The organism is Campylobacter sp. RKI_CA19_01128, from assembly GCF_025771175.1.
In the GTDB taxonomy this organism is placed as follows: Bacteria; Campylobacterota; Campylobacteria; order Campylobacterales; family Campylobacteraceae; genus Campylobacter_D.
In genome coordinates this window covers 1-12,553 of the sequence record NZ_JAKMPU010000002.1, presented here as the reverse complement: position 1 = coordinate 12,553, position 12,553 = coordinate 1, and the positions used below count along the sequence as shown (strand labels likewise).

Annotated in this window: 11 protein-coding genes; 6 read left to right on the top strand and 5 right to left on the bottom strand. The window is 30.4% G+C overall.

Going from position 1 to position 12,553, the window contains the following annotated elements; genetic code table 11:
• Position 1 precedes the first annotated feature (1 nt).
• The 3 genes from ccsB to lepA are packed head-to-tail and all read left to right on the top strand — an operon-like array spanning position 2 to position 5,469.
• Positions 2-3,232: a c-type cytochrome biogenesis protein CcsB gene (gene ccsB / locus L8U98_RS01700; protein ID WP_263724751.1), complete on the top strand. Its 3,231-nt coding sequence runs from the start codon at positions 2-4 to the stop codon at positions 3,230-3,232.
• Positions 3,233-3,243: 11 nt separating this feature from the next.
• Positions 3,244-3,669 carry a hypothetical protein gene (locus tag L8U98_RS01695; RefSeq protein ID WP_263724750.1) on the top strand — a complete coding sequence of 142 codons (426 nt, stop codon included), beginning with the start codon at positions 3,244-3,246 and terminating at the stop codon, positions 3,667-3,669.
• A gap of 9 nt (positions 3,670-3,678) precedes the next feature.
• Positions 3,679-5,469: a translation elongation factor 4 gene (gene lepA / locus L8U98_RS01690; protein ID WP_263724749.1), complete on the top strand. Its 1,791-nt coding sequence runs from the start codon at positions 3,679-3,681 to the stop codon at positions 5,467-5,469.
• Between the two features lie 29 nt (positions 5,470-5,498).
• On the opposite strand, the gene L8U98_RS01685 is transcribed toward lepA, so the two are convergent.
• Entirely contained in the window at positions 5,499-6,119 is a 621-nt protein-coding gene (locus L8U98_RS01685) for a hypothetical protein (RefSeq protein ID WP_263724748.1), read from the bottom strand.
• A gap of 270 nt (positions 6,120-6,389) precedes the next feature.
• On the opposite strand from L8U98_RS01685, the gene L8U98_RS01680 reads away from it, so the two are divergent.
• Entirely contained in the window at positions 6,390-7,718 is a 1,329-nt protein-coding gene (locus L8U98_RS01680; protein WP_318529458.1) for an MATE family efflux transporter, read from the top strand.
• Here L8U98_RS01680 and L8U98_RS01675 read toward each other — a convergent pair.
• The 4 genes from L8U98_RS01675 to thiD are packed head-to-tail and all read right to left on the bottom strand — an operon-like array spanning position 7,699 to position 10,542.
• Entirely contained in the window at positions 7,699-8,340 is a 642-nt protein-coding gene (locus tag L8U98_RS01675; RefSeq protein ID WP_263724875.1) for a uroporphyrinogen-III synthase, read from the bottom strand. The two genes, L8U98_RS01680 and L8U98_RS01675, sit on opposite strands and share 20 nt — an antisense overlap.
• Positions 8,337-8,963, bottom strand: coding sequence for a thiamine phosphate synthase (gene thiE / locus L8U98_RS01670; RefSeq protein ID WP_263724746.1), 627 nt, complete (start codon positions 8,961-8,963; stop codon positions 8,337-8,339). The genes L8U98_RS01675 and thiE overlap by 4 nt, the downstream gene beginning before the upstream one ends.
• Complete coding sequence (gene thiM, locus L8U98_RS01665) at positions 8,950-9,729, bottom strand: hydroxyethylthiazole kinase (RefSeq protein ID WP_263683258.1); 780 nt, start codon at positions 9,727-9,729, stop codon at positions 8,950-8,952. The genes thiE and thiM overlap by 14 nt, the downstream gene beginning before the upstream one ends.
• 3 nt (positions 9,730-9,732) lie before the next feature.
• Complete coding sequence (gene thiD / locus L8U98_RS01660; protein WP_263703119.1) at positions 9,733-10,542, bottom strand: bifunctional hydroxymethylpyrimidine kinase/phosphomethylpyrimidine kinase; 810 nt, start codon at positions 10,540-10,542, stop codon at positions 9,733-9,735.
• A 206-nt stretch (positions 10,543-10,748) separates the two neighbouring features.
• Between thiD and L8U98_RS01655 the strand changes: the two genes are divergently transcribed.
• Positions 10,749-11,201, top strand: a complete 453-nt coding sequence (locus L8U98_RS01655) for a low molecular weight protein-tyrosine-phosphatase (RefSeq protein WP_263724745.1) — start codon at positions 10,749-10,751, stop codon at positions 11,199-11,201.
• A 94-nt stretch (positions 11,202-11,295) separates the two neighbouring features.
• Positions 11,296-12,553: PDC sensor domain-containing protein (locus L8U98_RS01650; RefSeq protein WP_263724744.1), on the top strand; the 1,258-nt coding region annotated here is incomplete at its 3' end.

Below are 12,553 nucleotides of genomic sequence, written 5' to 3'. Positions count from 1 at the left end.
CATGAAAAAACAACTTTTAGCTTTTGGGGATATAAAAATTTCTATTTTTTTGTTTTTAATTTTTGCCCTATTTTGCGCCCTAGCTACTTTCATAGAAAGTGCTTATAATACACCAACAGCTTGGGCAATGATCTATGGCTCTTCTTGGTTTGGCTTTATACAACTCATACTAGGGATTAATCTTTTAGTAGCTCTTTTTAAATACAAAATGTTTAATAAGAAAAAAATACCACTTTTAATCTTTCATATCTCATTTTTATTTATATTACTAGGCTCAGCGATGACTAGATATATGGGATTTGAGGGAAATTTACACATTAGAGAAAATGAAAAAAACAATATTATTGAAACTTCAAAAAGTTATATTTACATAGCAACCTTAAAAGATGATAAAGTATATAGTGCTTCAAAATCTGAATATATTGCAACCCTGCCTTTTGTAAATGATTTTTCATTTGACTTAATCTTGCCTGATGAAAAAGCTCAAATTGCATATGAAAATTTAATCTTAGATGCAAAAGAAGTTTATATTGATGATAATAATTCTGCTCCACTTTTATCTTTAATGCTTTCACAAAATAACGAATCTAAAGAATTGCTTTTTCAAGCAGGAGATATTGAAAATATCAACGGCGTTAATATAGCATTTTTAAACGACTCTGTTCCAAGTCCTTATATAAAAATCGATAAAGATTTAAAACTTAGTGCTGATTTTGATTTAAAATACATGTCAATGAGTGATGGCAAAGAAAATATTTTAAAAGCAAATCAAAAAGCACAAGCTAAAGATTTAAGATTATATTCTTTTAATGATATTAATTTAGTGGTTAAATTTGCTTCCTTGCATGGCAAAAAAACTTTAGAAGGTATCAATCAAGCTCAAGATGAAAGCTTTTTTACTTGGTTTAAAAATAGTTGGATAGAGCTAGGACGCAATGCTTTGATTTCTTTATTTGGCGAGGCAAAATACTGGAATAATTCTTTATTAAATAATTTCAAAGACTTTGCTCAAAGTACTAAATATATGCCAACTCAACTTTCAGATAATGCTATTAATGCTTTAAAATTAAAACTAAGTTACAAAGGAGAATCCAAAGAAGTTTTCCTAGTAGAATACAACTCGCCTATCCGTATTGATGTAGCAGGCCAACCTTTCTTTTTAAGATGGGGTCCTAAAGGAATAGAAATGCCATTTGAAATGTACCTAAAAGACTTTGAATTAGAACGCTATCCTGGCTCGATGTCGCCTATGTCTTATGCAAGTTATGTAGAAATTGACAATGCTGATAAGAAACTAGAATATAAAATTTTCATGAATAATGTTTTAGATTATCAAGGCTATAGATTTTACCAAAGTTCTTATGATCAAGATGAGCTTGGTACCATACTTTCAGTCAATAAAGATCCGGGTAAAATTCCTACATATATTGGATATTTTTTACTCACATTAGGAATGTTTTTAAATATTTTAAATCCTCATTCAAGATTTAGAACCTTAGCTAAATTAATCAATCAAGACACCTTGAAAAGAACAAGCGCGATATTGGCTTTTATATTAGTTTTATTTGCAGGCCAAAATACTTACGCAAATGAGCCCATCAAGGTAGATGAAGCACACGCTAAAGAACTTGCTTCTTTGATAGTGCAAAAGCCTGATGGTAGAATGGTTCCTTTTAATACTTTAGCCATGGAAGTTTTAGAAAAAATACATAAAACAACGACCTTCCAAGGACAAAGTGCTGAAGCAACAATCATATCAATGATTTTTGATGGTAGTGCATGGTATGATAAAGATATTATTTTTATGCCAAGCAGTCGTTTGGTTAATGAAGAAATTTCTAAAATTTTAGAAATTGAGCCTAGAGCCTATACTAGTTTTAAAGATTTTTTCACTACAGATTCATATAAACTACAAAAATATGTAGAAAATGCTAATAGAAAAAATCCAAACCGCAGAAGTGTTTTTGATAAAGAAATCATCAAGCTTGATGAAAGGGTTAATATTGTAAATTTAATTTTCTCAGGTGATATTTTTAGATTTATTCCTTTACAAAATAGCACAAATAATCAATGGGTGGCACCACGTGAAGCTTATATAGGATTAAAAGGTGCAGAAGGTGCAGAAGTTAAAAGTATTTTAGAAAACTATTTTAATGCAGTTAGTAATTCCATTGTACATAATAACTGGGATGAAGCAACTAAAAACTTAAATGCTATCAAAAATTACCAAGAAAAATACGGCCATGAAGTTATGCCTAGTGCTAAAAAAATTAGCACAGAAATCTTTTTTAATAAAAGTCAAATTTTTGTAAATCTTACCCCTCTTTATCTTTGTGCTGGATTTTTGCTTTTAATTATAGTTTTTGTTAAGATGCTACTGCCAAAAATACGCATTGATTTTATTTTTAAATGTGTTTATGTATTTAATATCGTGGCATTTTTCATCCATACTTTAGGTTTGGCTTTGCGTTGGTATATAGCAGGTCGCGCACCATGGAGCAATGCTTATGAGAGTATGGTTTATATAGCTTGGGCTTTATCATTATCTGGAATTTTCTTTTCCAGAAAAAGCCCTATTGCACTTTCTTTAACTTCTATTTTAGCAGGGGTTACTTTAGGTGTAGCTCATCTTAGCCAAATGGATCCACAAATTACCAACTTAGTTCCTGTGTTGCAATCATACTGGCTAACTATACATGTTTCAGTTATTACTGCTAGCTATGGATTTTTAGGACTATGTGCATTATTAGGTATATTTGTACTTGTTTTACTATGCATGCTAAAAATCAATGGTAAACATAATGAAAATATTTTAAGAAATATTACAGAAGCAACAAGAATTAATGAAATGGCTATGATCTTAGGACTTTGCTTACTTACAGTTGGAAATTTCTTAGGTGCTATATGGGCAAATGAAAGCTGGGGAAGATATTGGAGTTGGGATTCCAAGGAAACTTGGGCTTTAATTAGTATTTTAGTTTATGCGGCTATTTTACACATTAGAATGGTGCCAAAATGGGCAAATCAATACACTTTTGCGGTTTGCTCTATGTTTGCATACTGGGTGATTATTATGACTTATTTTGGAGTAAATTACTTTTTAACTGGTATGCACTCTTACGCAGCAGGAGATTCAGTAAAAATTCCTGATTATGTGTATTGGGGCTTTTTATTTATGGTGGCATTAAGCATAGCAAGTTATTTCAAAAAATCTTATGCAAAAAAATTATAGGAAAGTTTTAAATGAATAATTCTCTTTTTGTATTTTTGATTATTGCTTTAGTTATTGTTATTATACTTGGAATTCTTTTAGTTTTATTTTTTACACACAAAGATAAACAACCCAACAAAACCAACATAAACAAAACTCCAAAAATAAGCGGCATAGAAGATTTTATCTCCAAAGCCAATGCCGCAAAAAATTCTCAAGAAATTCAAGCTTTGATTTTGCAGTTTTTAAATTCACAAAAATTAGGATCTAATCCAAAAGATAGCGCCACTAAAAGAAAACTTGATTTTATTAGTGCTATTTCAGCAAATGCCAATGCCACTCCTAAGAATATTTCGTTTTTAAATAATGAATTAAAAAAAAGATATAAAACTTTAAAAAACGAAATAGATGCTTATGAGCAAATAGGTTTAGCAAAAAGAAAAATGAGACAATCTTAAGGTTTTTTGATGAAAAATATTAGAAATTTCTCTATTATAGCTCATATTGATCATGGAAAAAGTACATTAGCCGATAGAATTATCAGCGAGTGTGGTGCAATTAGCGATAGACAAATGAGCGCCCAAGTAATGGATACTATGGATATAGAAAAAGAGCGTGGTATAACTATAAAAGCTCAATCTGTGCGTTTAAATTATAAATTCAACAATGAAGAATATGTATTAAATTTAATAGACACTCCAGGTCATGTTGATTTTTCCTATGAAGTAAGTCGTTCTTTAGCAAGTTGTGAAGGGGCTTTACTTGTTGTTGATGCTTCTCAAGGAGTAGAGGCTCAAACTATAGCCAATGTTTATATAGCCTTAGAAAACGATCTTGAAATCATACCAGTGATAAATAAAATAGATCTTCCTTCAGCTGATATAGAAAAAGTTAAGCACGAAATAGAACATATTATAGGCATTGATTGCTCTAATGCTATTTGTGTTAGCGCAAAAACAGGTATAGGTATAAAAGAACTCATAGAAACCATCATCACAAAAATTCCTGCGCCAAAAACCGATGATGAAGCACCTACTAAAGCTTTAATTTATGATTCTTGGTTTGATAATTATCTTGGAGCTTTGGCTTTGGTTAGAATTTATGAGGGAAATATAGCTAAAAATGATGAAGTTTTAGTTATGAGTACAGATAAAAAACATCTTGTGCAAGATCTTTTTTACCCTCATCCATTAAGCCCTATAAAAACCAAAAAATTAGAATCAGGTGAAGTAGGTGTTATCGTGCTTGGACTTAAAAATGTTGCTGATGTTCAAGTAGGTGATACCATAACGCTTACCAAAAACAAAGCAAAAGAAGCCATTGGTGGTTTTGAAAAAGCTAAAGCTTTTGTTTTTGCAGGGTTATACCCTATAGAAACGGATAAATTTGAAGATTTAAGAGATGCTTTAGATAAATTAAAACTCAATGATAGTTCTATTACCTATGAACCTGAGACATCTCTAGCTTTAGGGTTTGGTTTTAGAGTTGGTTTTTTAGGTCTTTTACATATGGAGGTTATTAAAGAAAGACTTGAGCGTGAGTTTAACCTTGATTTGATTGCTACTGCTCCAACTGTTACTTATGAAATTTATCAAACCGATGGAGAAGTTTTAAAAATTCAAAACCCAAGTGAGTTGCCTCCAGTAAATAAAATCGATCACATAAAAGAACCTTATGTAAAAGCAACCATTATAACCCCAAGCGAATATTTAGGAAATTTAATCACTCTTTTAAATCGCAAACGTGGTATGCAAGTTAAGATGGATTATATCACCCCTGAGCGTGTTTTACTTGAGTATGATATACCTTTAAATGAAATCGTTATGGACTTTTACGATAAACTCAAATCACTTACCAAAGGTTATGCTAGTTTTGATTATGAGCCTATTGAATTTAGAGTGGGTGATCTTGTAAAGCTTGATATTAAAGTAGCTGGTGAAAATGTCGATGCACTAAGCATCATAGTGCCAAATGAAAAGGCACTAAGTAAAGGCAGGGAGCTGGTAAAAGCGATGAAAGAAATCGTCCCAAGGCAGCTTTTTGAAGTTGCTATCCAAGCAAGCATTGGAAATAAAATCATCGCAAGAGAAAATGTAAAATCTATGGGTAAAAATGTAACCGCAAAATGCTATGGCGGGGATATTACTAGAAAAAGAAAGCTTCTTGAAAAACAAAAAGAAGGTAAAAAAAGAATGAAAGCTATTGGCAAAGTACATTTACCTCAAGAAGCATTTTTAAGCGTTTTAAAAATAGACTAAATCCCTAGTTTGAAACTAGGGATATAAATTTATGCATTGATATCTAAAGAATTTCCACCCATTTCATTGATTTTTTGAGTTACTTTTTCGATAGCTTTATCAATTGTTTCATAGCTGATATCAGGAAGTTTGCCACCCCACATTTTTTCCGCTTGCGCAAATCCTGCTTTTAGACCTTCTAAACCTTTTTGAAGTTTTTCCATATCATCACCAGCCCCATTAATAACAAAATCAGCCAATCTTTGAGATGTTTTTGCTACACCAAAATACCCATCTTCCCCAATAAGCTCTTTTGCCTCATCAGCATTTAAACTAAGTATATCTTTACCTTCATATCCTATAGCTTTAAAATCTACATTTGATAAAATAGCCGTTAAAAAATCCTTAGACTGAGCTCCTTGAAAAATCCCAGCTTGAGATAGACCATTAGATGAACTCATGCTAAATGCTTGTTGCATAAAACTCATAGCATAAAGTTCTGTTATGCCTTTTCCGCCTATACTAGCAAGCTTACTAAGCTTATCCTCATCAATATCTTTTGTGCTATTAGCGCTTTTAGTATTGGCATCTTCAAGCTTAGTATTCGAATCAGCCTTCCTATTGCTAATCTGTGACTCCACTGCCACACGTGAATACGAATTTATTTGCATCCTTGCTCCTTTTTTTTGTGGGTTTATAAAAATCGGATAAAAATTATTAAATTTTATATTAAGAAATTTATAACCACTACTATAATATAATTTCTTTTATTTATTGTATTTTTAAAATTTAGGTGATATAAATGCTTTTTAGAGATTTTTTTATAATCATTGTTGATCCGTATTTTAAAGATATCATAGAAGGCATAGAATCTCTTTATTAAATTTATTTTATCTGCATAATCTAAATAAAATAATTTTTAATAAGGAAAACCTATGTCAATACATAATTTTTACACTACATTAAATCCTACCAAACTATTTATAAAATGCGCCCTGCCAAATATGGCTAGTATGGCTTTTATTTATCTTTATGTGATTATTGATGGAATTTTTGTTGGAAAATATCTAGGTTCAGACGCGCTTGCTGCTATGAATTTAATGATGCCTTTTATCATGATAAGCTTTGCTTTAGCTGACATGATAGCCATAGGTTCATCGGTGCAAATAGCAATTAATCTAGGTAAAGGAAAAATTGAAAAAGCAAGAGCTATTTTTTCTTTTTGCATAGTTCTTATTTTTGCAATTTCTTGCTTAATGGGAATTTTAGGATTTTTTTTAGCAAAAGCATTAAGTGCTTTTATGGGAGCTGATGAGAATATTCAAAGCTTATCTACTGAATATATGCAAATTTTTGCTGTTTTTGCTCCCTTTACAATGTTAGCTTTTGCTATGGATAATTATCTTAGAATATGCGGAAAAACTTTTTATAGCATGGTAGTTAATGTTGTTACTGCTTTGAGCAATATTTTTCTTGATTGGCTTTTTATAGTGGTTTTTGATTGGGGACTTTTTTCAGCAGCTTTAGCAACTTGCATAGGTATGTTTTTAGGAAGCGTTTTGGGGATATTACCTTTTGTTTTTAAAGATTTAGTTTTAAAATTTAAAAAGCCAATAATCAAGCTACAAATACTAAAAAATATACTTTATAATGGCTCATCTGAATTTTTTTCTAATATTTCTAGCTCTTTTTATACCATCTTAGCTAATGCTTTCTTGCTTGAACTTTCTGGAAGTACAGCTGTTGCAGCATTTTCAGTGATTTTATATCTTAGTACTTTTGTTTTCATGCTAGTTTTGGCCATGTGCGATGCTATGCAACCCGCGTTAAGTTATAATTATGGACACAAAAATATTGCAAGAATTCAAGCTATTTTTAAAAGAATGTTTTTTGCTTCTTGGGGTATAAGCACAATAGTGTTTTTATTTGTTTATTTTTTCAATAACCTTATAGTAAATGTTTTCAACAAAGATAACAACCAAGATTTTATCCATATAGCACAAAATGCCTTAATATTTTTTTCTTTTTCGTTTTTATTTTCCTGGTTTGGAAAACTTTGCGCTTCATTTTTCACAGCACTTGATAAACCTTTGCTTTCTTTAGGAATTTCTATTTCCCAAAGTCTTATTTTTCCATTTTTATCTTTATCTATACTAACGCAATTTTTAGGGATTAATGGAGTTTGGTTAGCTACTTTAGTGGGCGATATTTGTATGATTTTTATTGCTTCAATTTTACTATATAATACTTTTAAAGATCTAAACTCTTAGCCAAATTTAAACAAGAGTTTAGATCTTGCTTTTCACATATATATAAATTTTTAAAATTACAAAGTTTTAAAGCTGTACTTTGACCTATAACTACAACTTTATCTTCGTTTTTTAATGCAAAAAATTTCAAAAATTGCTCTATGCTTGAAGGAGCACTAAAGATAAAAACGCTAGGATGTTGTATTTTTAACTCATCTTTTTTGGGCTCTATGGCTACATTTTCATAAACAATTAATTGTTTTAAAGAGATATTTTCATTTAATAAAACTTCATCAAGGCCTGAGCTAATTTTCTTAGCTCTTAAATAAAGACATTTTTTATTTTTAAACTCAGATAAAAACTCGCTAGCTAAATTTTTACCATAAGCTTTACTAGGATATTTGATATTTTTAAAACCAAGTTCTTTTGCAAAATCAGCACTTTTTTGCCCCACAGCATAAAGTTTAATATCAAAATTAATTTTACTTTTACTTGACATTAATGCTTTGAGTGCATTCTTAGAGCTAATGATTAAACAATCAAATTCTTTTAAATTCACTTCAAAATCAAGAAATTTGATTTCATTTAATCTTATAGTCTTAACGCCATCAAATTCTTTATCCCCTATAAAATAAATCATTATTTTCCTATAAAAGTTTTATCAAAACTTGATCTTAAATTTAAAGTTGCCATATAAGGATCACTTGCTTGCATTATTGCTCTAACCACAGCTATACCTTGTATATTACAGTCTTTAAGCAAATTTAAATTAGTTTCATCTATCCCACCTATAGCTACAATAGGTAAAGAACTTAAACTAGCAATTTCTTTTAATCCATCTATACCAAGTACAACACAATCTTGCTTACTAGGCGTAGCAAAAACAGCCCCTACTCCAAGATAAGTAGCGCTTTGAGTGTTGACAAGCTCACTTTTATGATTAATCGTAAGTCCTATGATTTTATCTTCGCCTAAAAGTTCTCTTGCTTTTTTTAAAGGCATATCCTTTTGTCCTATATGCACTCCATTTGCATTCACAGCCATGGCTATATCGATTCTATCATTTATCACAAAAGGCGTATTATATGTTTCACACAAAGTTTTAACTTTTAAAGCAAGATTATAAAATTCTAAAGTGCTAAGATTTTTTTCTCTAAGTTGTAAAATATCAATCTTGGCTTTCAAAGAAGCTTCTAAAATATTTAAAAACTCACTTTCACTTTTCTCACCCTTGCTTGCAACAAGATAAATTTTAAATGATTTCATATTTAGCTCTTTTTTTAATTTCTTCATCATTTAAATTACTTAAAGCATCGATTAAATTCACTCTAAAACTACCACTCCCACTAGAAAGTTCTTGAGCGATTTCACTAGCTATACCAAAACTCAATAAAGCATATAAACTAGCCTGAAATTTATCTTCTAATGCTCCTGCAAAAACCCCACACAAAGAAGCACACATACAACCTGCTCCAGTTATTTTAGTAGCCATGATAGAGCCATTATAAACTTTTGCAATGCGCTCTTGATTTATAATATAATCAATTTTTCCAGTTATAGCTAAAACACGCTTAGTTTTATAAGAATATTCTCTAGCTTTTTCTAAAAACTCATCATTAATTACAAAAGTACTATCAACCCCTCTTGCTTTACCATCTAAACCTATAACACTAGCCATTTCAGACGCATTTGCTTTAACAATACTAATACCTTTTAGATTAAGCAATTCAAAATTAATCCCATCTCTTGCCTTACTCACACCCAAAGCAACAGGATCAAAAACTATAGGTTTATTTAATAAAGCATATTCTTTGGTTGCTTTTAGCATAGAATTTGCTACAAGCTGATTAATAGTGCCTGTATTTAATACTAAGGCTGAGCTTATTTTAGCAAAATCAGTTTGTTCTTCATAAAAATCAGCCATAGCAGCACTTGCTCCCATTGCTATAGTTACATTCGCACAATCATTAGCTGTAACATAATTAGTAATATGATGAATCAAAGGATTTTTTTCTCTTACTATTTTAATCATTTTTTATTCCTTATCAAATTGATAAAAATGATTTGTTGGACCACAACCTTTTCCAAGTGCTAAGGAATTTAATATAGCCCCATATACATAATCTTTAGCAAGCTTTATAGCTTCATGCTTTTCTTTACCTAAGGCAAGATTACTAGCTATAGCTGAACTTAATGTACAACCTGTACCATGTGTGTTTTTTGTGTTGATTTTTTCTGCTTTAAAAATACTAAATTCCTTTCCGTCATAAAAAACATCATTAGTATTATTTTTACTATGCCCACCTTTAATCAAAACACTTTTTGCACCTTCTTTGAAAAGCTTTATAGCAGCTTTTTTCATATCCTCTTCATTAAGTATTTTAAAATCACATAAAAATTCAGCCTCAGGTATATTTGGCGTAAGTACATCAGCTAAAGATAAAATTTCATCTTTAAAAAACTGACAATTTTCCAAAGGCATTAAAGCATAGCCATTTTTTGCAAACATCACAGGATCAATCACTACATTTTTGGCTTTAAAGCGTAATAAATTTTCTTTTACGCAAGTTATAATTTCTTTTGAACCTAGCATCCCAATTTTCACAGCAGCTGGCTCTATGTCTTCATAAACTGCTAACATTTGCTCATCTATTATCTTAGTGGGTATATCAAAACAAGAAATCACTCTTGCAGTGTTTTCAGCCACAACGCTTAAAACTACACTCATACCAAATAAATTATGAGCGCTAAAAGTTTTTAAATCAGCTTGTATGCCAGCCCCACCGCTACAATCACTTCCTGCTATAGTTAAGATAGGAATTTTAGTTTTTGTTTTTGCTTGTATCATTTTTATCCTTTTTTATAAAAAAGGAAAGTTTTTGCAAGAATTCAAAGTTCGCATTACCAAACTTCTCAAGGGTCGAAGTCTAACTTCCTCTCAGCAAAAGCTCCCCATTAATGAAAAATTATATCTTAGTTTTAATTAATCTTAAAAAATATTTTGAAATACTGCTATAATTTTGAAAAAACTACACAATTTTTGAGGAAAAAATGACTAAAATTATTTTTGTTTGCTTAGGGAATATTTGTCGTTCCCCTATGGCTGAATTTATTATGAAAGATCTTTTAATAAAAGCAAATTTAAACGATAAATTTATTGTTTCTAGCGCAGGCACTTCAGGTTATCATGATGGAGAGGATATGCACTATAAAACCAAAGCCATGTTAAATAGTAAAAATATCAACTCCAAGCCATTTTGCAGTCAAAAGCTAAGCTTAAAAATGTGTGAAGAAAATGATCTTATTATCGTTATGAATAATTCTAATTATAATGATGTAGTTAAAAATTTTCCAAATTTTAAACACAAAATTCACAAAATCACTTCTTATGCTTTAGAATTAGGATACGATGAAGTTCCTGATCCTTGGTATAGCGGAGATTTTAATGAGACTTATACTATACTCTCGCAGGCATGCTCTAAACTCTTAAAAACATTAATATAAAAATTTATCATTTAGATAATATTTGTACATTTTTGATTTTAATGTTATAATAAAACCAAATTTCAACATTGCAAATGAAAAAGGAGGTTATTTAATGAAAAGTATTAAATTAAAAATTTCATTAATTGCTAATGTTATAGCTATCATCTGTTTGATAGTACTTGGAATTATTAGCTTTATTTTTACAAAAAAAGCTTTAAATCATGAGGTGGTTAAGGCTGAAACTAACTATGTAAAAGTTGCAGAAAAATCAATGAGAGATTTTAAAAGTCTCCATACTCATTCTTTAGAGCAACTTTCTCAAGCTATTTTAAGACTTCCATATAACGAACTTAATACCCAAGAAAAGCTTATGGAAAACACAGGCGATTTACTTAAAACCGTTAGAGATATAAACAGCTATTTGGCTGTCTATATAGCTCAATCAAATGGAGAATTAATAGTAAGCGATCCAGATAGCGATAGTAAAGGCTTAGACTATGGAATTTATGGAAAAGCTGACAATTATGATGCCACCACAAGAGAATTTTATATAGAAGCTAGAAAGAAAAATGGTTTATATATCACAGCAGCTTATATTGATGCAACAACAGGATTGCCATGTTTTACCTATGCTATGCCTTTAATTAAAGATGGTAAATTTATAGGGGTATTAGCAATTGATGTTTTGGTTAAAGACTTACAAGAAAAATTTAACGAACTACCAGGAAGAACTTTTGTATTTGACCATGCTTATACTGTATTTGCATCAACTGATAAATCATTAGTTGGCGGAGAGCAAAATCCAGATATAGTTACAGTAGCTAAAGCTTATGAAAATGCTGGAGATTATAATATTTTTAATTATACCACTCAAAATGGTGGCGATAGATTTGGTATTTGTGTAAAAATTGATGGTTATACAACTTGTGCTGGTGAAGATGTAGAGGTAATAGAAACCCCTGCACTAAAAATAGCTTACATTCAAACTATTATTGTTATTTTTACAAGTATTATAAGTATTGTTTTACTTTACTTCATCATCTCTTATTATCTATCACCTTTACAAGCTATACAAAATGGTCTTAGTTCTTTCTTTGACTTCATCAATCATAAAACTAAAGATTCTGCTATGATAGATGTTAAAAGCAACGATGAATTTGGAATAATAGCAAAAGCTATTAATGAAAACATCACTAAAACTAAAAATGCATTAGAACAAGATGCTAAAGCAGTAGAGCAATCAGTAGAAACCGTTAGAGAGGTTGAAGGTGGCAATTTAGCAGCAAGAATCACTGCTATGCCAGCACACCCTCAATTGCTTGAACTTAAAAATTATCTTAATGAAATGCTTGCTGTATTAGAACAAAAGG

Bases quoted from the DNA above. Each gene is read 5' to 3' on its own strand.
- L8U98_RS01695 (WP_263724750.1), top strand. From the start codon at position 3,244: ATGAATAATTCTCTTTTTGTATTTTTGATTATTGCTTTAGTTATTGTT.
- ccsB (WP_263724751.1), top strand. From the start codon at position 2: ATGAAAAAACAACTTTTAGCTTTTGGGGATATAAAAATTTCTATTTTT.
- thiE (WP_263724746.1), bottom strand. From the start codon at position 8,963: ATGAAATCATTTAAAATTTATCTTGTTGCAAGCAAGGGTGAGAAAAGT.
- thiM (WP_263683258.1), bottom strand. From the start codon at position 9,729: ATGATTAAAATAGTAAGAGAAAAAAATCCTTTGATTCATCATATTACT.
- lepA (WP_263724749.1), top strand. From the start codon at position 3,679: ATGAAAAATATTAGAAATTTCTCTATTATAGCTCATATTGATCATGGA.
- L8U98_RS01685 (WP_263724748.1), bottom strand. From the start codon at position 6,119: ATGCAAATAAATTCGTATTCACGTGTGGCAGTGGAGTCACAGATTAGC.
- L8U98_RS01655 (WP_263724745.1), top strand. From the start codon at position 10,749: ATGACTAAAATTATTTTTGTTTGCTTAGGGAATATTTGTCGTTCCCCT.